The sequence below is a fragment of the Maribrevibacterium harenarium genome (assembly GCF_006385675.1).
Classification (GTDB): domain Bacteria; phylum Pseudomonadota; class Gammaproteobacteria; order Pseudomonadales; family Marinomonadaceae; genus Marinomonas; species Marinomonas harenarium.
This window is the reverse complement of sequence record NZ_VFRR01000036.1, coordinates 1-21262: the sequence shown is the minus strand read 5'-3', so window position 1 is coordinate 21262 and position 21262 is coordinate 1. Positions and strand designations below refer to the sequence as shown.

Genomic DNA, 21262 nt, shown 5'->3' with positions numbered 1-21262 from the left:
GTTAAATTTAGAGGAAAACCAAATGAAAGCGCTAGTCGCCGTTAAGCGAGTTATTGATTACAACGTAAAAGTTCGCGTCAAAGCGGATCAATCCGATGTGGATTTAAGCAATACCAAAATGTCCATTAACCCATTTTGTGAAATTGCGGTCGAAGAAGCGGTACGTTTAAAAGAAGCCGGCGTGATCAATGAAATTGTGGTCGTGTCCATTGGCGATAAAAGTTGCCAAGAGCAAATTCGTGCGGCCCTCGCCCTTGGCGGTGACCGGGGCATTCAAGTGGAATGTGCCACTGCGCCCAGCGCCCTTGATGTGGCTCGCATCTTGGCAAACATTCAACAACAGGAACAGGCGGATCTCCTGTTATTAGGAAAACAAGCCATCGACTCCGATAACAATCAAACGGGGCAAATGCTGGCGGCGCTACTGAATTGCCCTCAAGCCACTTGTGCTTCAGCAGTGAAGATTGAAGGCAACCAAGCCTTGGTCACTCGCGAAGTGGACGGCGGCTTGCTCACCGTCTCCATGCCATTACCTGCGGTGATTACCACCGACCTACGGTTAAACGAGCCTCGCTTTGCCGCGCTGCCCAAGATAATGCAAGCCAAGCGCAAACCTTTAGCGGTACAAAACCTAGCGGAACTAGGCATCACCCTCACCGACGATGTAAAGCTGCTAGCTGTCAACGCCCCGGCAGAACGTCAAGGTGGTAGCAAAGTCGCCAGCGTCGATGAGCTGATCGATAAATTACGCAACGAAGCCAAGGTTATCTAAGGAGCGCACCATGAAAACACTCGTCATCGCCGAACATAACCAAAACAACATCAAAGCCGCTACCTACATTGCCCTAGGGGCTGCCAAACAGCTCGATCAGCCAGTAGATATCTTGGTGGCCGGAGATCAAGTCAGCGAGTTGGCGGCAACTCTTGCCAACATTGAAGGAGTAAATGGGGTACTGACCCTAGAAGACAGCGCACTTGCTATGCCCTTCGCTGAAACCTTGGCCCCCGTTATTGCCAGTTTGGCCGAGCAATACAGTCACATCCTGATGGCATCCACGTCTTTTGGCAAAGATTTGGCGCCGCGGGTTGCCGCACTGTGCGGTGTTAACCCGGTTTCGGATGTCACCAAGATTGTCAGCCACGACACTTACCAGCGCCCTATTTACGCAGGTAATGCCATTGCAACGGTTCAGCTTAGTTCCGCTTGTCATATTCTGACCATCCGTAGCAGCGCCTTTGACCCATGGCCATCCACTCCCGCTGCCAATGTCGCAGACATCAGCAAGCTCGACGTGGCGCTCACCCCTTCGCCGGTACAGTTTGTATCACAACAGTTAAGTCAGTCGGAACGGCCTGAACTGGGCAGTGCCCAAATCGTCGTTTCCGGTGGGCGCGGTCTTGGCTCAGGGGAAAACTTCAACTTGGTTTACCAGTTGGCCGACAAACTTGGTGCCGCGGTAGGTGCTTCTCGGGCGGCGGTGGATGCGGGCTTTATCGCCAACGATTTGCAAGTGGGTCAAACCGGACAAGTGGTCGCTCCAAACCTGTACCTTGCAGTGGGGATTTCTGGTGCGATTCAACATTTGGCTGGCATGAAAGATTCCAAAGTCATTGTTGCCATCAATAAGGACGAGGACGCGCCCATCTTTTCCGTAGCTGACTATGGTTTAGTGGGTGATCTATTCGAAATCTTGCCAGAACTGACGGCCAAACTTTAAGCCAATACCTAGGAGCAGACTATGACAATTTATAACGCCCCACATCAAGACGCCATCTTTGTATTGGATCAACTGGTCGGCTTGGATCAAATGGCAGCGGACTATCAGCTTGAGGATACCTCCCTTGAGCTAGCCGATGTGGTGATTCAAGAAGCAGGGAAATTAGCCAGCGACGTATTGGCACCGTTAAATGCCCAAGGGGATAAACAAGGGGCCCAACTGGTTGATAACAAAGTCGTGCAGACACCGGGCTACGCCGAAGCTTATCAACAGTATGTGGAAAATGGCTGGGCAACCTTAACTGGCCCCGTAGAGTTTGGTGGCCAAGGGTTGCCACACGTGTTAGGCACTGCAGTGAACGAACTCTGGCATTCCGCCAATATGGCATTTGCCCTATGCCCGATGCTAAGCCAAGGCGCTGTAGAAGCATTAATTGCCCACGGCAGTGACGAACTGCAGCAACGCTATCTAGCGCAACTGATCAGTGGGGAATGGGCGGGCACCATGAACCTAACTGAGCCCAACGCTGGCTCTGATTTGGCCGCCGTTGCCTGTAAAGCCACCCCCGATGGTGAGCAGTACCGGATCCGCGGACAAAAGATCTTTATTACTTGGGGGGATCATCAGATGACCTCCAATATTATTCATCTCGTGCTCGCCCGTTTGCCGGACGCACCTGCTGGCGTAAAAGGTATCTCGTTATTTTTGGTGCCGAAATTTCTACTCGACGACCAGGGCCAACCCGGTGAACTCAATGATGTGCGCTGTATTTCCCTAGAGCACAAGCTCGGTATTCACGCTAGCCCGACCTGCACCATGAGCTTTGGTGATAACGATGGCGCTATTGGGTATTTAATCGGTGAGCCGAATAAAGGGCTCAACTACATGTTCACCATGATGAACCATGCCCGCCAAGCGGTTGGTTTACAAGGATTGTCTATTTCTGAGCGTGCCTACCAGCAGGCGCTCGCCTTTGCCAAAGAGCGTACCCAAGGCACCAATAAAGAAGGTCGCAAAATTGCCATCATCGAGTACCCAGATGTACGTCGCATGCTGATGGCGATGAAGTCCGGTTGTGAAGCCATGCGAGCCTTGGCCTTCACGGCAGCAGCGGATATCGACAGAGCACACCACGGCGATCAGGCTGCCAAAGCTCGCGTCGAGTTCTTTACTCCCATCGTCAAAGGTTGGATGACCGAGCTAGCCCAAGAAGTGACCTCATTAAATATCCAAGTACACGGCGGCATGGGATTCGTAGAAGAAACCGGGGCGGCGCAGCATTATCGCGATGCCCGAATTTTACCGATTTATGAAGGTACCACCGGCATTCAAGCGCTGGATCTGGTGGGTCGTAAAACCCTCAGTGACAATGGTGCCGTACTGGGACAATTACTCGCAGAAATGCAAACGGACACCCAGCAACTCAGCCTAACTGGAGAGCCGACCCTAATCGCTATCGCCACAGAATTGGAAGCGAGTCTGGAGGTCGCACAGCAGGTGCAGGATTGGTTACTCACCAAAGCCAGTGCCGATCGAAAATTAGCCGGCACTATTAGCTTCGACTATCTGATGATGATGGGCTATTTATGTGGTGGATGGCTAATGGCCAAAAGTGCATTACAAGCCAGTGAGCAGATGTCCCAAGATAACCGTTATGGCACGCCCTTTTTACAAGGTAAACAGGGCACCGCTCAATTTTTCGCGGAACATTACCTGCCGCGTGCGCGCCAGCATGGACAAACCATCTTGGGCGGCTTAACCAGTACATTCGCCCTAACTATTGACCAATTATAAGAGGCAGAGATGGAACGCGAGGTAATGTCTTTTGATGTGGTCATCGTCGGTGCTGGAGTAACTGGACTGGCTGCAGCCTGCCGCTTGAAGCAACTCGCCCAGGAACACGGCCAGGAAATCACCGTGTGCGTGATCGAAAAAGGTTCAGAGGTGGGCGCGCATATTTTGTCTGGCGCAGTCATGGACCCCAAAGCGTTAAACGAGCTGTTCCCAGATTGGGAGCAGCGTGGTGCGCCACTCCACACCCCCGCCAGCGAGGATCAGATTGTATGGCTGCGTGATGCTAAGCAACACATCCAGATTCCCAATTGGATGGCGCCTAAAACCATGCACAACCAGGGTAACTATCTGATTAGCTTGGGCAACCTGTGTCGCTGGTTGGCGGAGCAGGCAGAGGCTCTTGGTGTCGAAATTTTCCCCGGCTTTCCGGCAGCGGAAATCGTTTACCACGATAATGGAGCGGTACGCGGCATTTTGACCGGAGATATGGGTGTCGACAAAGACGGTCAGCCCAAGTCAGGCTATATTCCTGGCATGATTTTGGAGGGCAAATTTACCCTTTTTGCCGAGGGCAGTCGTGGCCACCTAGGCAAACAATTAATGGAAAAATTCGCCTTAAATGCCGGCAAAGATCCCCAACATTATGCTATTGGCATCAAAGAATTATGGGATATTCCAGCCGAGCAACATCAACCTGGGTTGGTCATTCATGGCTCCGGGTGGCCATTAACCGACGACAGCAATGGCGGCTTCTTCCTTTACCATACGGATAATCAGCAAGTCGCCGTCGGTCTGATCGTGGATTTAAACTATCGTCACCCGGGCTTAAGCCCATTTGATGAGTTCCAGCGTATGAAACATCACCCGGTGCTATCCCAATATCTAAAGGGAGGCAAACGGGTTTGCTACGGTGCAAGAGCCATCACCAAAGGGGGCTTTAATTCCCTTCCCAAAATGACCTTCCCCGGTGGTTTACTGCTGGGATGCGATGCCGGAACCTTAAATTTCTCCCGCATCAAAGGCAGCCATACGGCAATGAAGTCCGGTTTGCTGGCTGCTGAAGCGGTGCTGGATGCCATTCTGAATGATGAGGTGGAAGCCACGACTTTTACCGATCGCTTCCAGCAAAGCTGGCTCTACGAGGAATTATTCAGCAGTCGCCATTTTGGTCCAGCTATTCACAAGTTCGGAGCTTTCTGGGGAGGAGCCTTCAACACCTTGGATCAGAACCTGTTTGGTGGCAACTTGCCAATCCAGTTACGGGATCAAACCCATGATCATCAGCAACTCAAAACCAGTGCAGAGTGCCAACCCAAGGTATACCCTAAAGCCGATGGTCTATTGAGCTTCGATAAACTTTCTTCGGTGTATTTATCTAACACCAATCACGAAGAAGACCAGCCCTGCCATTTGCGTTTGCTTGACCCCGAGTTGCCCTATCAAGTGAATATCCCGTTATACCAAGAGCCGGCGCAACGTTACTGCCCTGCGGGGGTTTATGAAGTGATCGAAGAAGATGGGCAACCTAAGCTGCAAATCAATGGGCAAAACTGCCTGCATTGTAAGACCTGCGATATCAAGGATATGGGACAAAATATCCAATGGTGCCCACCAGAGGGCGGCGGTGGACCAAACTACCCCAATATGTAGTTCCGTCTTGGGGCTTAGATAGACCAAGTAGATGTTGCAATTGATAGGAGCCAAACCATGACCGAGCGAGCATTCCAGGACTATTACGCAACGGAGTATAGCCACTGCTACGGCTGTGGTAGGAGCAATCCCCATGGGCTTCATTTGAAAAGCTTTTGGGACGGGGACACCACCATTGCCCACTTCACCCCCGCGAAGTGGCATACCGGTGGTGTACCTCACCATACTTATGGCGGTTTAATTGCCTCTTTGTTCGATTGCCACGGCACTGCCAGTGCTGCCGCTGCCGCATTTCGCAGGGAACAAAGGGAAATGGGGACAGAGCCGGCAATACGCTTTGTTACCGCTTCTTTGACAGTGAATTTTCTGCGGCCGACGCCGATTGACGGGGAGTTCACACTACGGGGTAAAGTGACAGAACAAAAGGAGCGTAAAGCCATTATCGAGATGACACTAAGCGTCGCCGAGCACCTATGCGCGAAGGCAACAATGGTGGCCATCCGTTGGCAAGGGGAGCGCGATACTAACCATTAACCGGCATGTCTGCTATGCCACTTCTTCCGGGTGCGGCAAGCGCTGCCCCCGGAAGCGTTTTAATGCCAATCGATAACGCCAAGTCAGTAGTAACGCCAACACGGCTAATCCTACCCCCAACCCCACGTATAAACCACGCACGTTCAAAGTTTGCGCCCAAGGGCTAAAGTGAGCAAGCCAGTAACCCAGCGGGATACTTAGCCCAAACAGAGATACCCCCATGGCGATCATACTAGAGCGCGTATCGCGAAAACCACGTAGGGCACCGGTGAGTACTGTCTGTGCCATATCTGGAAATTGATACACCGACGAGATCAACAAGATGGAGGCAGCCAGTAACGCGACCTGATCATTCCCGCTAAACAGGTAGGGGATTTGCTCATGGAACGTTTGGGTCAGCACAAAACACACCGACACATAACCAAGACCTAACAGCAAAATAATGCGCACCCGCAACCGAGCACCATTAACCCCCTCTTTGGACATGGCTTTGGCGACCACAATGGCGGTGACAGCACTCATGGCCATAAGGGGAGTAAACAAAAACGAACTGTAGGACATAATGATCTGCCCAGCACCGAGGGCCAAATCGCCAAATGCCGAGATGAGCCAAGTTAGCGAAGAAAACAAGGTAATCTCAAAGGCAAAGGCAAAGCCTGCCGGAGTGCCTAGCCCGAGTAGAATGGAAAACTGACGCACATAGCGCCAATGAATATGGCTAAATAAGGTATCCCGGTTCCACCAGCGGTCATAAGCCACAAACACCAGCACCGACAGCAAAATCGCCACGGCAGAGGCCAAACCCGCCCCTTTTGCCCCCCACTCAGGCATCCCCAAACGGCCATAGATAAAGGCATAGTTAAACAAAATATTGAGCAACAAACTCAGAGTCGCCACCATGAGAGGGATTCGGGGGCGGCCCGCGGCTTCAAACAAGTTCTTATAGGCCGTCATCAAGGCCAACAACGGAAAGATAGGTGCAAACACATATAAATACTGGGCGGCAACCCGTTGGGTTTCTGGTTCACTCGCCATCCACTTGGCAGCCACGGGTAATAAGGTCAAACACACCAGCGTCGCCACTAGGCCCAAAATCACCGACAGCCCGAGTGCCTGCGACATATACACATTCACCAAGCGCCGTTGCCGACCATGCAGATGCCTGGTAATCAATGGCGTTAAGCCAAACGTCACCCCAATCAGAAAACAGCCAACCGGCATCCATAGACTAGAAGCTAGCCCCACTGCGGCTAAATGCAACGGATCATAATGCCCCAGCATCACCGTATCCACCACGCTAATAGACAGCTCCAACGACATCGTCAAAATCATCGGGAATAGCAAATGAAGTACTTCGGCGAGATTGGGGAAACGCTTTAAAAATGACATGACAATAAATCTACTTGAACCCTATATGGGCGGGGAATGTACCACTGCTGGATACGAATTGCACCACGGAAAGTCATGCCCCTAACAAGACCTAAAACATACCACTAAAAGCCATTTATCCTGATTTATTCACAAACATCGTCCAATTATTCCGCTTATCTGGTCACCCTCAACTTAAATAGCTCGTAGGTATACTGAACAATCGGTAACAACCTTCTACGTAATAGAGAATCAAAAATCGTGAACAACCAACCTAACCTAGCAACTAATGATCGCAAAAAAATTACGTTCTTACTCATTGAAGACTCCTACATTCTTGATTTTACTGGACCTCTTCAAGTATTCGAGTCCGCCAACATATTGCTAGGTAAAAAATATTATGATTTTAACTTTATCAGCACCGGCACAAATGATTTTGTAAGACTTGGCAGCACTAAGGTTATCTGTGATGACAATATATATAACGCAAGTTTTATCAGCTCAGATACACTTATCATACCGGGCGGACCAAGGGCGATAGAACAATCCAATGATAAAGGTATTATTAATTGGTTAAAACAAAATGCTTACAACTTCAATCGAATTGTTTCAGTGTGTACTGCATCCTTCATTCTTGCTAAAGCAGGATTACTCAAAGATAGCCCAGCCACCACACATTGGCTTTTTGTTGATGACCTAAAGAAATCACATCCAGATCTTAATATCATCCAAGACTGCCGTTATACAGAAGACAAAAATGAAAGAATATATACTTCAGCAGGAGTCTCAAAGGGGATAGATCTAGCCTTGTTACTAATCAAAAAGGATCTAGGGGAAGAACTGTCAGAAGAGGTAGCCAGACATATTATGATAAATCAGACACAAGCTACTGAAAACCTCTACTCGCCTGCTAAAATTTCCGAGCTAAGTCTAAGAATGCAAAAAATCATACATTGGATAGAAAGCAATATTCATGAAAACATAACAATAGAAAATTTATCTTCCACAGTAGGACTAAGCAGAAGACAATTAACACGTATATTTAGAGAAGAATTAAATATGTCGCCTTCAGAGTATCTTGATTACTATAAATTCAAGTTAGTTGAAAATAAGCTAAGATTTAGTAATCTGAGCTTATTCGAGATATCAAAAACCTGCGGCTACAACAGTGTTGAACAACTGCGTCGCTCCTTTAAGAGCAGAACTGGATTATCACCATTGGAGTTTAGAAAATTGTCAAAAAATGCTAGCTAGTATATTTCTAAAAATGAAACAGGTCTCTGATAGTAGTATCCTTGTCCAACATCACAACCCAACTTAATTAGTGCATTGACATGATGATGCGATTCAACGCCTTCAGCAACTACTTTTTTATTAAATTTACTTGCAAGAAAGAGTATAGACTCTATTATTTTCACATTATCATCGTTATCAAACATATTAATCACGAAACTACGATCTATCTTTATTTCATCAACAGGCAAGCTTTTTATATAAATGAATGAAGAGTAAGCTGTCCCAAAGTCATCAAGAGAAATTTTCATTCCATATCCTTTACACTTTGATATAACTTCTTCGGCTTTATCAAAATCTTCCAATATACTACTCTCTAAAATTTCGAGACAAACATTCTCAAAAATCTCTGGTGATCTGAGATAATATCGATCAATCACTTCCATAAAACTAGGATCTAGCAAATGAAATGGAGAAACATTCACACTAATAGAAATTTTCTTCCCACTACGAATCATCTTGCTCAAATCCCTAAGGGCCATTGAAACGATTTCGTTTCCTAGTTCCACTTCCAACGCTGAGTTAGAAATCAATGGAAGAAAATAATCCGGATATATTAATTTACCATCTTTTTCCCATCGAACGAGTGCTTCATAACCAATGACATCACCATTAATCATATTTATTTTAGGTTGATAGTGAAGAATAAATTGTTTTTTATCTATTGCCTTTTTTATCTGTTCAATAATTGGTTTTTGATCAATATAGTTTTTATATTCTCCTTGCTCGAACAAAACAATTTTTCTATTAACACTATATTTTGATTCGTGCATTGATTGGACACTATAACGGAACAAGGTATCATGAACAATTGCATCATTGGGGTAATGGGATAGACCAACACTAGCCGAAAAGTGAATATTTTCCTCCTCAACCAGTATTGGTGATGTTAAGCGAGAGTAAAATCCTTGCAAGTCAACATAATCAGATCTTAGAATCAAGACAAACTCATCACCTCCAGAGCGATAATATGTCTCTGCATAAGAAAGCTCCGATGCGACCCGGCGTTCCATTTCCAATAAAAATTTGTCTGCCATACTGTAGCCATATTTAGTATTGATAGATTCAAAATTATCAATATCAAAACAAACGAAGTAGAAAGACTCGTTAAAGAAGTCAGAATATGACATTAGCATGTCTACCTTAGCATAGAAATCATTCCTTTTATTTGCTTCAGACATATCGTCATTATCCAGAGTAATTTCACTAGACCAGTTAAAATCTAAAAATAGAAGGTCATTAATCTTTCTCATAGCAGATCCTTCCTCTCATATACGGCATTGGGGCTCTAAATAAGAATAAAAACTATATATGAAACACTGAAATGTATTGATGCATTTTATTGGAAATACTATCTAAAGACTTCGAATCCTCAAACACACCCGTAGTTTTCGTCTCTATTGATCGAACCAAATCTGTTAATGAAATAATATTTCTGTTAATTTCCGAAACTACCTGTGCCTGCTGTTCCGTATTTGACGCAACGGTAAGTGTTCGCGTAGACATCTCTTCAATCTGTTGGTTAATAACATTGAAAACTTCACCAGACTTCTTGATATTTTCAGCACTTGAGTTCACTAAATCCTTGCTAGTAGCGATTGCCACCACAGCAGCAGCTGCATCTTCTAACAAATTACTCATTTGCGTTTTAATTCGCTCAGTAGATTCATTCGTGCGCTGGGCTAAGTTACGTACTTCGTCAGCAACGACAGCAAAACCACGCCCCATTTCTCCGGCCCTGGCAGCCTCGATAGCAGCATTAAGTGCCAACAGATTAGTTTGCTCTGAAATCTCGTGAATAACTTCCACTAGGGCACTGACACCCTCGCAACGACTTTCTAATACTCTAATCTGCTCCGAAGCACTTTCAATTTCAGACTGAAGGTTGTCTGCCACATTGACACTATTATTTACGACAATTAATCCGTCCCCAGATTGGAGCTTAATATGCTCTGCATCTTTTGATATATCAGAAATATTTTTAGCAACATCCTCGATACTATAGGTTAGCTCTTGAACAGCTGATGCAATTTGATTTGTCTGATCACTTTGTCGAATATAAAAATCTCGCGTATCCGCTGATACTTGAGACATATTTTGAGAAACACCTTTAAGCTCATCAATGTTCTCCCCTACCACTACAAAGGAATTATGTAGGTGGGTCATAAACTCATTGAACGATGGTATTGTGCTAGAGCCTTTTAATATCGGAGCACGAACTCGAAGATCATTACCATCTTGTGCTCTCATCACAGCATCCATAATGGCAAAATTGGTATCATTCTCCACTGCCGACTTATAAGCCATGAAACCCAAAGCGGAGGCTTCAAATACAACAAACATGGCATGCACAAGAAGAGTTGTGATAGAACAATTCTGTGCATATATCGTTAGCGGAATACCGAACAGAGAAGCTCCATTCATTTGTAGAATAGTTAATATCAGGTGATGTAAAGCAATGGTAACCGCGGCTGACAGAATTATTCTCCATGAACGATACACCGTTAAAAACGCCATGGTGGCGAAGATATGAAAGTGCATTTCAGTTTGCCCCATTTGTCCCTGAATCAATATCGCAGAGTTAACCATTAGCGATATGGCCACTACATATCCAAATATCTGACTTTCCGAAAATAATCTGTAGGCTAGAAGCACAACCAATGAGTTTAAAATAGATGACACATAGACAAAGTATGTATTGTGGTCACCGACTCCCTGAATTAGAAAGAAGAATGGCAGGTGAGCAAGAATAATGTATAGCATTATTCTATTTATATCTTTAAATTCGTTCATTTCTGTTCCTCAAGTTGGTTAACTTTTATTAAGTCATTAATAATTTCTTCTTCTAAAATATTGACACCAGCGTATGATAGGAGAACTTCGCCTTTTGTATTGGTTAAATACAATCTATCCTCGTGTCGATATTGACCACTACCTATATAAGAAAAATCTACCCCTAGCTTAGTTTTTACATTGCTGAAGAAATTTTCATCCATAACATGTACAGATCGACCGCCTTTCACATAGTTATCAAAATACTGAAATAGCCTTTCTGGCGTATCATTGCTCGGATCAATAGTAAAAAAGTTGTATTCAATCTTACCTTCTAACCACGGAGCTTGTTTTTTAATCCTATTATCTATCTCTTTAAAAAGAACAACTCTAGGATAACAAACACTGCCACAACGTGTATTTCCAAAAAAAACCAAATGCATCTTCCCTTTCAAATCATCACTAGAGAACGGCTTTTTCAGTCCATCAACCCCAGAGAAACTTGGAAAAACTTGATTTACCGACACACCATAGTACTGAGCTGAAGTTAAAGTCTTTGCAGCAAAGTTAGCGACAGGCATTAAAAAAACGAAACTCATGATTATGATTAATATATATAATGAATTCTTATTCTTCATTTATGCCAGTTTCCTTCAGGGGTAAGTTCACAGTTTTAGAATACTCGGGCAAACGAGACAGAAAAGCCCCATGACCCAAACCGAACGAAATTTGTCCCATCAGGTAAGTTTTTTTCGTTTTTTGTCACATCCTGTAACGTTAAGTAAGGTGAAAAGGTATAATTGAAACGAATACACAGACCGCGTTTTCGAATGAAAACATCCCGATTTTATTAATGTGATACTTACTAATGACCATTTTCTCTACTCTTGCCCCACTGCTCGCAGCGCTACTAATTGGCTACTGGCTGGATGTGCGCCCTCTTACCCCAAAGCGGGTGGCTAAGTGGCTCGGATGGCTGACTTATCTAATCTTAGGTTTGATTGGCTATAGTATTGGTGCCCTGGAAGACTTGCTGAGCAAGATTTTGATTGCCGGCTGGCATGCTGCTGTCTTGTTTGTCGCCGTGACACTAATACCGCTCGTTCTGTTGTGGGTAAGCGCCCAAGTTGCCCACAACAAGCAGACGGCACAGGGGGTTGCGGATAATCAACACACCCTCAAAGATGTACTTAAAGATGCCGGCAAGACACTCGCTTGCGTATTGGTGGGGGTGTTAGCGGGCTGGCTACTGGCGGATCACTTTAGCCACGTGGATAGCTTGGTCACTTGGCTGCTCTATCTGCTGCTGTTTTTAATTGGTTGCCAATTGCGCCAAGGCAATTTCAAACTACGTAAGCTGTTTTTAAACCAACACGGCGTCATTATTGCTCTAACGACGATGGTCAGCACCCTTGGGGCAGGCTGGTTAGCCGGGCAATGGTTGGGCCTGTCGACGGCACACAGTTTAGCCGTTGTTTCTGGGTTTGGTTGGTACAGCTTATCTGGGATTTTGATTACAGGTTTGGGGGAGCCGGTACTCGGCACCACCGCATTCTTGCTAGACCTTGGGAGGGAAATTGTCGCCCTCATGGCGATTCCACTACTCGGACGGATAAGTAGCTATTTATCTGTCGGCTACTCTGGCGCCACTGCCATGGATTTCACCTTACCACTACTGGGTAAAATCCACGGCCCAGACATTGTACCGGTGTGCATTGCCAGTGGCTTTATCATGAGCCTGGCGGTACCGGTATTCATCCCGCTATTTATGGGAATGTCTTAGGAAGCAAAATTTGCGCAAGATTCTTTTTCATAGGAATCTTCTCGGCTAATATGTATATGTGTACTGTATATCCAAGAGGTTAACTAATGGAAAGCGCATCCATTTTTAAAAGCAATACATCGCAAGCTGTGCGTTTGCCAAAGCCGGTCGCTCTGCCTGAATCCGTAAAAAGGGTAAATATCATACCGCTGGGGCGGGCTCGGCTGATTGTACCCGAAGGAGAGGGCTGGGATTCTTGGTTTGATGAAAAGGGCGTAACCGATGACTTCATGTCAGAACGAGAGCAACCAGAGGATCAACAAAGGGAAAGCTTGTAATGCTCAAGTATATGCTCGATACGAATATCGTGATTTATACCATGAAAAACCGTCCGCAAGTTGTACGGGAGGCGTTCAGAAAGCACTACGGTCAAATGTGCATTTCCAGCATCACCTATATGGAATTGGTGTATGGCGCGGAGCGCTCTAGCAATCCAGAAGGAAACCTGAGAGACCTAGAAGGCTTTGTTGCTCGCTTAGAAACCCTACCCTACGAGGAAAATGCCGCCGCTCATACCGGCCAAATAAGGGCAGATTTGAGAGCCCGCGGAACCCCAATTGGTCCCTACGATCAAATGATCGCGGGACACGCCCGATCTTTAGGTCTGATTCTAGTGACCAACAACACCAAAGAGTTTGAACGGGTCGACGGCATTCGCTTAGAGAACTGGACTTAAACCACCTGTTGCCACAGCGCGAGAATTGCAGCTTGGTCTGACTCAGTCATATTTTCGTCAGCCATGGTTTCGTTTAATGCTCCCAAGAAGTGTGCATCAAAGGCATCTGCCCCTTCCCCTTCTACCGCGCTGTGAAGCCCGAGTAAGCCTAGCAAATACGCGCAAAAAAATAGCTGGTCGCCATCCTCTGCCTGATGTTCAAGTTCGCGCAACTGGTCACTGAGTTGATCGGCGCGTTCGGCGAATGTGGTCATGAATTGTTCTCTTTTCAATATTGGGCGCGTCACTGTCTCAAGCTGACGCCAGATAATAAAAAAGCCGAGCAGAAGATCTACTCGGCTTGTGTCTGCTGGTGCCCGATTTTAGGGGTTGAGCTTGAGAGTCTCAAGAGTACGCTTACGTACTTCCAGCAGTAGATCAGTGTTTTCAATCAGAGACTGACCGTAAGAAGGCACCATTTCCTTCATCTTGGTTTGCCATTCTGGCGTCTTGATGCGATCAGCGAAACAACGCTCAATGATACCAATCATGGTATTCACTGTGGTTGAAGCGCCTGGAGAAGCCCCCAGTAGCGCCGCTAGCGTGCCGTCTGCTGCTGTAATTGCCTCAGTACCAAACTCCAGCTTACCGCCGCCTTTACCATCTTTTTTGATGATCTGTACCCGTTGTCCAGCATACGCCAAGCGCCAATCACTGTCTTTGGCATCCGGGAAGAAGTTACGCAACGAATCACAGCGATCTTTATGGGACTGGCGCACTTCACTGATTAGATACTTGGTCAAATCCATATTGTTTTTACCGACGCTCAGCATGGGCGCCAAGTTGTCGAGCTTGACACTCTTCATCAAGTCGGTAACAGAACCATTTTTCAAGAACTTAGTAGTGAAGCCAGCAAAAGGCCCAAATAGAATGGCACGTTTGCCATCAATAACTCGTGTGTCTAAGTGTGGCACTGACATTGGCGGCGCACCGATCGGGGCAGCACCATAAACCTTGGCAAAATGCTGATCAACAAGCTCAGGTTTTTCACACACCAGCCACTGACCACTCACTGGGAAGCCGCCGTAGCCCTTGCCCTCGCGAATGCCAGACTTTTGCAATAGTGGTAAGGAACCACCACCTGCCCCAAGGAATACAAACTTGGCATTGATGTCTTTACGCTGACCTTTTTGCTCTAGGGTCACGCGCCAGCTGCCATCGCTCTGTTTCACTAAATCTGTTACATCGGCACTTAGCTCGGTGGTAAAACCATCGAGACTTTGCAGATGCTGAGCCATATTACGGGCTACAGCACCAAAGTTCACGTCCGAGCCATGCTCGATGCGAGTCGCCGCTAACGGTTCATTGCCGGTACGGTTTTGCATAACCAATGGCATCCATTCCGCCATAGTGCGTGGATCTTCGGTGTACTCCATTTCGCGAAAGGCTGGGTGGGCACTCATGGCATCGAAGCGAGATTTAAGCGCCTTAACATTGCGCTCGCCCCACACAAAACTCTGGTGGGGTACTCGGTTAATAAAGTTGTGAGGCTCGGGTAGCAAGCCCTGTTCCACCAAATAGGACCAAAACTGTAAACTCACTTCAAAGGCTGCGTTAATCGTCACTGCCTTATCGATATTAGTGGTGCCATCCGCATTTTGTGAGGTGTAGTTTAGTTCACAATAAGCCGCGTGACCGGTGCCAGCGTTGTTCCACGCATCGGTACTTTCTTGTGCTATTTGATCTAAACGCTCCACCATAGTGATGGAAAGAGAGGGATCGAGCTGCTTCAGCAACATACCTAGGGTGGTGCTCATCGCACCGCTGCCCACTAGGAGTACGTCTACAATATTTGAGGTCATATGAGTTCGCCGTGTCATAGCCAGTTGTAGTTTGAAAGTAAGCCGTAAGAGCCACTTTTGGTGGCCCGGCGCCAATCTGGGTAAAGGCGCCTGTTTCTCTTACTCTCCTCAACGACAAACGTTTCCCGCCATTATCTGGATCAGGTCAGGAAATGAGCGCATTGAATAGGGTTGGAGGAAATTATACCCAAATTGTCGACAATGTCTTGAGACCATAGTCGAACTTCACGTTGTTGCCTTGATACCAAAGGTAACTTAATGACAGGAAAAGCCATCCCAATGGAAAAATCCCACTCAATGGGCCGAATTTCACGCTTTTTGACGTTGTATTATTAGATTTAAAGGCAGAATATAGTCTTTAAAAATAGTAAAGATTGCCGATAGAAATATTACACCATCGGGGATTTGCAGGAAGAATACGACATCGGTTCACCCTGCGTGAGGAGGCAGTGATGCAAGCGCAAGATTTAATGTCCACCAAAGTTGTAACGGTGCACATGGATACCCGTGTCACCGAGATCCAAGCTATCTTACAGCAACAGCATTTTCACCACTTACCCGTGGTAGAAGACGATAAGTTAGAAGGCATCATCTCTGACCGAGATTTACTGCGCCTAATCAGTCCGTTTATCGGAAAAGTAAATGAACAGCCCAGAGATTTGGATACCCTGAACCGGGCAGCTCATCAGATCATGACGCGCCAGCCGATTACCGTGTCGCCAAGCACCCCCGTAGAAAAAGTAATCGACTGGATGCTAAATGCAGATATTTCCTGCCTACCGGTGGTCGACGAGGAACGTCACGTCTTGGGAATTATCACTTGGCGAGATATCTTGCGCTCCGTACGCTCGCGTATTTAATACGCAGCGCACACAGGCAAGGCTCAGTCCGAGCATTAATTAAATGTCAGCGTGTAACCTGCCGAGGCTAAGTACTCGGCTTCCCGCTGAAGGTTTGCCTGGGTCAAAGGGCGCCCTTCCAGCCAACCTTCCAAGAACTCCGCATGAAGATGCTTATCTGAAGCCGTTAGATTAAAGATGGGGATATCCCCTTCTTTGCGATCCATATGCAATAGATGGGACAAACGCAATAGAATCGCTAATCGATCTAGGTCTTGGGTGTCCCCTTTCGTAAACGGAAAATCCAGGCTCTGGGTAAACTTACGACGGTGACGCAAAATCAGCTCCGCTAACGCCTTTTGCTCCTGCTGGGAGAAACCTGGCATATCCGATTCACTGATAATATAAGCCCCATGCTTGTGATAACGGCTGTGGGAAATACCCAACCCACACTCATGCAACAAGCCAGCCCAACGCAGGATATCTTCATTGGATAAGGAATTTAGCTGCCAGTCTTCACGCACCTGTTGTAATGCCGAAATCGCCGTTTGGGTCACCAACTTGGCTTGTTCTAGATCGATATGATATTGGTTGAGTAGATAGTTAACCGTACGTTCCCGAACATCCGTGTCTTCATAGCGCCCCATCACATCGAATAAGACACCTTCGCGCAACGCACCAACAGAAAAATCCATCTGTTTGATACTGAAACATTCAAATATGGCGGTCAAAATCGCGATTCCAGCCGCAATCGTATTTTTACGCTCAGGTTTCAGGCCAAGCAAATTAATGTTATCCGCATGTCCTGCGTCAAACAGGGCGTTTTGGATATTTTTCAGGACTTTAGGGGTAATACCCTTTTTACTCCAGCCATTCTCCAAGCCAATATTATAGGCCGCTTTGGCGGTGCCGGAAGAACCAATGGCCACGTCCCAGCCTTCGGCGGAATAGTCATCTTGAATACTAAGTAATTCTAGGCGCGCCGCAGTGACGGCTTTTTGGAAGGCATTTTTGGTAATGGTGCCGTCGGCAAAAAAACGCTGTCGATAGCTGACACACCCCATATGCAAGCTCTCGGTGAGCATAGTGTCCAGTTGACGACCGATAATGAACTCAGTAGAGCCACCACCAATGTCTACCACCAAACGTTTTTGCTCCCCATGATCCATGGTGCGAGCTACGCCCACATAGATAAGACGAGCCTCTTCACGACCGGCGATAATCTCGATTGGGTGAGGTAAGACTTGAGCCGCCCGTTGAATAAATTCTTTACGATTCTTCGCTGCTCGCAGGGCATTCGTTCCCACTACGCGCACAGATCCCAAGGGCATGTCCTCAATAGCTTGAGCGAATTGAGAGAGACAAGCGATCCCGCGCTCAATAGCAGCTTCATCTAAGACGCCATTTTGCAGGCCTGCGGCTAACTGTACTTTGTCACCGTACTCACCGGTAATGCGCAATTGTCCATGACTGACCTGTGCTACCACCATATGGAAGCTGTTGGAGCCTAAATCAATTGCGGCAATTTTTTCGAAGGGAAAGTCGTGGGACTGCTGTACGAAAAGAGATTGCATTCTATAACGCCTTTTGTCGAGGTTGACGGTTTACCAAATCCTGTTCCTTTGAGCCAGCCCGCGCCACTTACTATATAGGAGGGTGTACGCAGCTTTATTATTGATGTTCTCAACCAGCGGAATGGACTTTACCATAACCTTTGCGACTCTGTGCAACCAAACACAAATTAACTTTTTTTCACTGCGGGTGATCAAAAAGTTAACAAAATATGCATTTTTACTGCTTGCAGCACTAGACCTACCCTATAAAAGGCACTAAAGTAACCAAGTCCTAGGCGGTGCGATCGGCTAACTTGCCTAACAATTGATCGCTTACTGGGGCCCCCAATCAGTCTCTACGCTGTATCGGCTTCGTCACCAAGCCCCATTTTTTACGTCTTGGTTAACCAGTGTTGGTTTTTCGGTGTCGAATAGCGATGACTTAGTGTGCGACTTCCGACATTGGTTATTGGCACGCCTTAGCGTCCAGTTGAATCCCGTCAATTATCCTCAAATGAGCCAACATAACTTTCCGTTTATGAACCTTACCGAATTAAAACAGAAATCAGTACCCGAATTATTAGACATTGCAGCGGAAATGGGGCTTGAAAACCTTGCCCGCTCCCGTAAACAAGACGTTATCTTTGCCATTTTGAAACGTCACGCCAAAAGCGGTGAAGACATTTATGGCGATGGTATCTTAGAGATTTTGCAAGACGGCTTTGGCTTTTTGCGTTCACCAGACAGCTCTTACCTTGCTGGCCCTGACGATATTTATGTGTCACCTAGCCAAATTCGCCGCTTTAACTTACGCACCGGCGATACCATTTCCGGCAAGATTCGCCCCCCAAAAGATGGCGAGCGCTACTTTGCCCTATTGAAAGTCAACGAAATCAACTTTGATAAGCCTGACAGTGTGCGTAATAAGATTCTATTCGAGAACTTAACGCCGCTATTTGCTAACCAACGTTTGGTTATGGAGACCGGCAACGGCTCTACTGAAGACATTACCTCCCGCATCATTGATTTGGTTGCACCAATGGGTAAAGGTCAGCGTGCCCTGATCGTATCACCGCCAAAAGCGGGTAAAACCTTCATGTTGCAGAATATCGCCAATGCGATCACACGTAACAACCCAGAGTGTCACATGATCGTGCTGTTGATTGACGAGCGCCCTGAGGAAGTAACAGAAATGTCTCGCACCGTTCGCGGTGAAGTGGTCGCCTCTACTTTTGACGAGCCACCAGCCCGCCACGTACAAGTGGCCGAAATGGTTATCGAAAAAGCAAAACGTCTTGTTGAGCACAAAAAAGACGTGGTAATCCTACTGGACTCCATCACCCGTCTCGCCCGTGCTTACAACACAGTTATCCCTTCTTCCGGTAAAGTATTGACCGGTGGTGTGGATGCTAACGCCCTAGAACGCCCTAAGCGTTTCTTCGGTGCTGCTCGTAATATCGAAGAAGGCGGCAGCTTGACCATTATCGCCACGGCGTTAGTAGACACCGGATCGAAAATGGATGAGGTTATCTTTGAGGAATTTAAAGGTACCGGTAACTCGGAGCTTCACCTAGACCGTAAGATTGCTGAAAAACGTACTTTCCCGGCTATCAACATCCGTCGTTCCGGTACTCGCCGTGAAGACTTGTTGACTACGGAAGACGAGCTACAACGTATGTGGATCTTGCGTAAGTTGCTAAACCCGATGGAAGACATTGCAGCAACGGAATTCTTGATCGATCGTCTAAAAGTCACTAAGACAAATGATGACTTCTTTGAGTCGATGAAAGGCAAGAATAAATAGCCGACTTGAAATACACTTATAGCAATACTAAAAAGCCACTTTATTAAGTGGCTTTTCATTTATAAGCAGAGAACACCAAATTTATTAAGGCAAATGGGCTTTTGCTCTGAGTTGCCAATGGGAGAAGCAAATGGAGCAAGTACAAGCCAAGGTCAATGGCGTTCACTTACTCAATAACAATGTATACCAGGTTGATCTTTCCGTAGCGGATGTGAACTTTATCGCCGGTCAATATCTGATGATATGTTTGCCAACAGGGGAAAAAGTCCCCTATTCGATTGGCAGTGCTCCGCACCAGTTACCCCATATCACTCTCTATATTTTGGTAACGGATGAAACTTCCCTCGCTGCGACTGTGATTCGCACCTTGAATCATAACGAGGAAGTAACGCTAATGATTCCAGGCGGGGATGCCAATATTGCCAATGGGGCATTGGATAAGCAGCCGGAGCAAGTTTTGTTGTTGGCTGGCGGTACGGGCTTTGCTCAGATGAAGAGTATTTTCGAGCACTTGGATCATAGTGGTTATGCAGGCAAGGTGTGTTTGTATTGGGGTCTACGTAGCCAAGAAGATGTGTTTTTACAGGATTGGTTGGCAACCGAGCACCGCTTTGATTTGCAAGTGGTGTTAAATGAAGGTGCAGAGGGTTGGTCTGGGCGTACGGGCTGGTTGTATGAAGCAGTGCTGGCTGATCACCCAGATTTGAGTCGCTCTGTGGCCTTTATTAGTGGCTCGGTGGGTATGGTTTACGGTACTTTGGATCATTTGGAAGCGGCTGGGTTGGCGACTGAGAATGCCTATTCGGATGTGTTTGCGTATGCGCCGCGGCCGGCTAAGTAGTTTGTCGGTTTAGGGCTTTATTAGGGTTGTTGGGGAGAGTTATCTGGTATCTTTTGCTGGCTCCACGCGCAAGCGCGTAAGGTCGCTGCGCAAAAGTACCAGATAACTCTCCTGCTCCCAAGCCTGTGCGTAAGGCCATTGAGCAAAGTAGCAGTTAGCTATCCTACTCCTAACCCAAGGCAAAAAAGTCGCTACACGAAAGTACTAGATAGTTCTCCTGCCCCACAGACCTACATGCTAGACGCTCACTTTAGGAAGTGTCGTTTGAACTTCTCGTGGTTTTCAATGTTGCTGCGCAGGTCTTGCTGATCCCAGATTTGCAGTTCCCAAGGAAAGTAGAAGTTACTTCGGTTTTTAAAGTAAATATGCAAGCCTCGATAGCCTTCCTTATCACGCAAGTACCAATTTTTTAAGCCCAGTTCATCTTGCCAGTCGTCGAGGCAATCCATCACCTGCTCTACTTCTACTGTATTTAAAATAATGCGTGCTCCGAATATATCGTTTAACCAATTATTGACTGGATACTGATCTTCTCGGGACGAGAAACGCTGGATTTTGTCATCAATGCTTTCTCGGTGCATATTTCGGAGCATTCCGACCAGCCATTTCGGGATTATCCGATCGCCCATTTCGGTTTAATCCGATCACCGGTTCCGCGATTATACGATCACTTTTAGCCCCACTCCGGAATCGGCGATCGGAATAGCGAAAAACGTGATCGGAATGCCCGAAATCCTTCCTTTTTCTCTTTTAAATC

The 21262-nt window shown here is 46.6% G+C and carries 20 protein-coding genes; 12 read left to right on the top strand and 8 right to left on the bottom strand.

Annotated features, from left to right (window positions below):
• Positions 1 to 22 precede the first annotated feature (22 nt).
• From FJM67_RS13685 to FJM67_RS13665, 5 genes are read left to right on the top strand one after another with little or no spacing between them, the layout of a single operon-like run.
• Entirely contained in the window at positions 23 to 772 is a 750-nt protein-coding gene (locus FJM67_RS13685; protein WP_140590317.1) for an electron transfer flavoprotein subunit beta/FixA family protein, read from the top strand.
• Positions 773 to 782: 10 nt separating this feature from the next.
• Positions 783 to 1718 (top strand): electron transfer flavoprotein subunit alpha/FixB family protein, encoded by a 936-nt coding sequence (locus FJM67_RS13680; RefSeq protein WP_140590314.1) that lies wholly within the window; start codon positions 783 to 785, stop codon positions 1716 to 1718.
• A 21-nt stretch (positions 1719 to 1739) separates the two neighbouring features.
• Positions 1740 to 3512: an acyl-CoA dehydrogenase gene (locus FJM67_RS13675; protein WP_140590312.1), complete on the top strand. Its 1773-nt coding sequence runs from the start codon at positions 1740 to 1742 to the stop codon at positions 3510 to 3512.
• Between the two features lie 9 nt (positions 3513 to 3521).
• On the top strand, positions 3522 to 5162 hold the full coding sequence (locus FJM67_RS13670; RefSeq protein ID WP_140590309.1) for an electron transfer flavoprotein-ubiquinone oxidoreductase: 1641 nt from the start codon (positions 3522 to 3524) through the stop codon (positions 5160 to 5162).
• A gap of 57 nt (positions 5163 to 5219) precedes the next feature.
• Complete coding sequence (locus FJM67_RS13665) at positions 5220 to 5696, top strand: PaaI family thioesterase (protein WP_140590306.1); 477 nt, start codon at positions 5220 to 5222, stop codon at positions 5694 to 5696.
• Between the two features lie 12 nt (positions 5697 to 5708).
• Here FJM67_RS13665 and FJM67_RS13660 read toward each other — a convergent pair whose 3' ends face one another.
• Positions 5709 to 7085 carry an MATE family efflux transporter gene (locus FJM67_RS13660; RefSeq protein ID WP_235890070.1) on the bottom strand — a complete coding sequence of 459 codons (1377 nt, stop codon included), beginning with the start codon at positions 7083 to 7085 and terminating at the stop codon, positions 5709 to 5711.
• A 240-nt stretch (positions 7086 to 7325) separates the two neighbouring features.
• On the opposite strand from FJM67_RS13660, the gene FJM67_RS13655 reads away from it, so the two are divergent.
• The gene (locus tag FJM67_RS13655; protein ID WP_140590304.1) at positions 7326 to 8318 is read left to right on the top strand and encodes a GlxA family transcriptional regulator; all 993 of its coding nucleotides are present in this window, start codon (positions 7326 to 7328) and stop codon (positions 8316 to 8318) included.
• Here the strand turns inward: FJM67_RS13655 and FJM67_RS13650 are convergent.
• From FJM67_RS13650 to FJM67_RS13640, 3 genes are read right to left on the bottom strand one after another with little or no spacing between them, the layout of a single operon-like run.
• Positions 8315 to 9610 (bottom strand): putative bifunctional diguanylate cyclase/phosphodiesterase, encoded by a 1296-nt coding sequence (locus FJM67_RS13650; RefSeq protein ID WP_140590301.1) that lies wholly within the window; start codon positions 9608 to 9610, stop codon positions 8315 to 8317. The two genes, FJM67_RS13655 and FJM67_RS13650, sit on opposite strands and share 4 nt — an antisense overlap.
• Before the next feature lie 52 nt (positions 9611 to 9662).
• On the bottom strand, positions 9663 to 11150 hold the full coding sequence (locus FJM67_RS13645; RefSeq protein WP_181161515.1) for a methyl-accepting chemotaxis protein: 1488 nt from the start codon (positions 11148 to 11150) through the stop codon (positions 9663 to 9665).
• Positions 11147 to 11767, bottom strand: coding sequence for an SCO family protein (locus FJM67_RS13640; RefSeq protein WP_140590299.1), 621 nt, complete (start codon positions 11765 to 11767; stop codon positions 11147 to 11149). The genes FJM67_RS13645 and FJM67_RS13640 overlap by 4 nt, the downstream gene beginning before the upstream one ends.
• A 230-nt stretch (positions 11768 to 11997) precedes the next feature.
• Between FJM67_RS13640 and FJM67_RS13635 the strand changes: the two genes are divergently transcribed.
• From FJM67_RS13635 to vapC, 3 genes are all read left to right on the top strand, one after another.
• The gene (locus FJM67_RS13635) at positions 11998 to 12912 is read left to right on the top strand and encodes a lysine exporter LysO family protein (RefSeq protein WP_140590297.1); all 915 of its coding nucleotides are present in this window, start codon (positions 11998 to 12000) and stop codon (positions 12910 to 12912) included.
• A gap of 86 nt (positions 12913 to 12998) precedes the next feature.
• On the top strand, positions 12999 to 13229 hold the full coding sequence (gene vapB / locus FJM67_RS13630) for a type II toxin-antitoxin system VapB family antitoxin (protein ID WP_140590294.1): 231 nt from the start codon (positions 12999 to 13001) through the stop codon (positions 13227 to 13229).
• Positions 13229 to 13627, top strand: a complete 399-nt coding sequence (vapC, locus tag FJM67_RS13625; RefSeq protein WP_140590290.1) for a type II toxin-antitoxin system tRNA(fMet)-specific endonuclease VapC — start codon at positions 13229 to 13231, stop codon at positions 13625 to 13627. The genes vapB and vapC overlap by 1 nt, the downstream gene beginning before the upstream one ends.
• Here vapC and FJM67_RS13620 read toward each other — a convergent pair.
• Positions 13624 to 13881 (bottom strand): YfcL family protein, encoded by a 258-nt coding sequence (locus tag FJM67_RS13620; RefSeq protein WP_140590288.1) that lies wholly within the window; start codon positions 13879 to 13881, stop codon positions 13624 to 13626. The genes vapC and FJM67_RS13620 overlap by 4 nt on opposite strands.
• Positions 13882 to 13989: 108 nt before the next feature.
• On the bottom strand, positions 13990 to 15543 hold the full coding sequence (gene mqo / locus FJM67_RS13615; protein WP_268888270.1) for a malate dehydrogenase (quinone): 1554 nt from the start codon (positions 15541 to 15543) through the stop codon (positions 13990 to 13992).
• Positions 15544 to 15920: 377 nt separating this feature from the next.
• Here mqo and FJM67_RS13610 point away from each other — a divergent pair, with 377 nt between their 5' ends.
• On the top strand, positions 15921 to 16328 hold the full coding sequence (locus FJM67_RS13610) for a CBS domain-containing protein (protein ID WP_140590282.1): 408 nt from the start codon (positions 15921 to 15923) through the stop codon (positions 16326 to 16328).
• Positions 16329 to 16363: 35 nt separating this feature from the next.
• Here the strand turns inward: FJM67_RS13610 and FJM67_RS13605 are convergent, their stop codons facing one another.
• Positions 16364 to 17881, bottom strand: coding sequence for a Ppx/GppA phosphatase family protein (locus FJM67_RS13605; protein ID WP_140590279.1), 1518 nt, complete (start codon positions 17879 to 17881; stop codon positions 16364 to 16366).
• A 517-nt stretch (positions 17882 to 18398) separates the two neighbouring features.
• Between FJM67_RS13605 and rho the strand changes: the two genes are divergently transcribed.
• Entirely contained in the window at positions 18399 to 19664 is a 1266-nt protein-coding gene (rho, locus tag FJM67_RS13600; protein ID WP_140590358.1) for a transcription termination factor Rho, read from the top strand.
• Positions 19665 to 19794: 130 nt separating this feature from the next.
• Positions 19795 to 20505 (top strand): ferredoxin reductase domain-containing protein, encoded by a 711-nt coding sequence (locus tag FJM67_RS13595; RefSeq protein ID WP_140590276.1) that lies wholly within the window; start codon positions 19795 to 19797, stop codon positions 20503 to 20505.
• A 245-nt stretch (positions 20506 to 20750) separates the two neighbouring features.
• Here the strand turns inward: FJM67_RS13595 and FJM67_RS13590 are convergent, their stop codons facing one another.
• A complete protein-coding gene (locus tag FJM67_RS13590) occupies positions 20751 to 21086 on the bottom strand; it encodes a nucleotidyltransferase family protein (RefSeq protein WP_219845988.1) in 336 nt (111 codons plus the stop codon).
• Between the last annotated feature and the right edge of the window lie 176 nt (positions 21087 to 21262).

Coding starts and splice junctions, on each gene's coding strand:
- FJM67_RS13670 (WP_140590309.1), top strand. CDS start 3,522: ATGGAACGCGAGGTAATGTCTTTTGATGTGGTCATCGTCGGTGCTGGA.
- FJM67_RS13665 (WP_140590306.1), top strand. CDS start 5,220: ATGACCGAGCGAGCATTCCAGGACTATTACGCAACGGAGTATAGCCAC.
- vapB (WP_140590294.1), top strand. CDS start 12,999: ATGGAAAGCGCATCCATTTTTAAAAGCAATACATCGCAAGCTGTGCGT.
- rho (WP_140590358.1), top strand. CDS start 18,399: ATGAACCTTACCGAATTAAAACAGAAATCAGTACCCGAATTATTAGAC.
- FJM67_RS13685 (WP_140590317.1), top strand. CDS start 23: ATGAAAGCGCTAGTCGCCGTTAAGCGAGTTATTGATTACAACGTAAAA.
- FJM67_RS13640 (WP_140590299.1), bottom strand. CDS start 11,767: ATGAAGAATAAGAATTCATTATATATATTAATCATAATCATGAGTTTC.
- FJM67_RS13650 (WP_140590301.1), bottom strand. CDS start 9,610: ATGAGAAAGATTAATGACCTTCTATTTTTAGATTTTAACTGGTCTAGT.
- FJM67_RS13645 (WP_181161515.1), bottom strand. CDS start 11,150: ATGAACGAATTTAAAGATATAAATAGAATAATGCTATACATTATTCTT.
- vapC (WP_140590290.1), top strand. CDS start 13,229: ATGCTCAAGTATATGCTCGATACGAATATCGTGATTTATACCATGAAA.
- FJM67_RS13635 (WP_140590297.1), top strand. CDS start 11,998: ATGACCATTTTCTCTACTCTTGCCCCACTGCTCGCAGCGCTACTAATT.
- FJM67_RS13680 (WP_140590314.1), top strand. CDS start 783: ATGAAAACACTCGTCATCGCCGAACATAACCAAAACAACATCAAAGCC.
- FJM67_RS13620 (WP_140590288.1), bottom strand. CDS start 13,881: ATGACCACATTCGCCGAACGCGCCGATCAACTCAGTGACCAGTTGCGC.
- FJM67_RS13675 (WP_140590312.1), top strand. CDS start 1,740: ATGACAATTTATAACGCCCCACATCAAGACGCCATCTTTGTATTGGAT.
- FJM67_RS13660 (WP_235890070.1), bottom strand. CDS start 7,085: ATGTCATTTTTAAAGCGTTTCCCCAATCTCGCCGAAGTACTTCATTTG.
- FJM67_RS13605 (WP_140590279.1), bottom strand. CDS start 17,881: ATGCAATCTCTTTTCGTACAGCAGTCCCACGACTTTCCCTTCGAAAAA.
- FJM67_RS13595 (WP_140590276.1), top strand. CDS start 19,795: ATGGAGCAAGTACAAGCCAAGGTCAATGGCGTTCACTTACTCAATAAC.
- FJM67_RS13590 (WP_219845988.1), bottom strand. CDS start 21,086: ATGCACCGAGAAAGCATTGATGACAAAATCCAGCGTTTCTCGTCCCGA.
- FJM67_RS13610 (WP_140590282.1), top strand. CDS start 15,921: ATGCAAGCGCAAGATTTAATGTCCACCAAAGTTGTAACGGTGCACATG.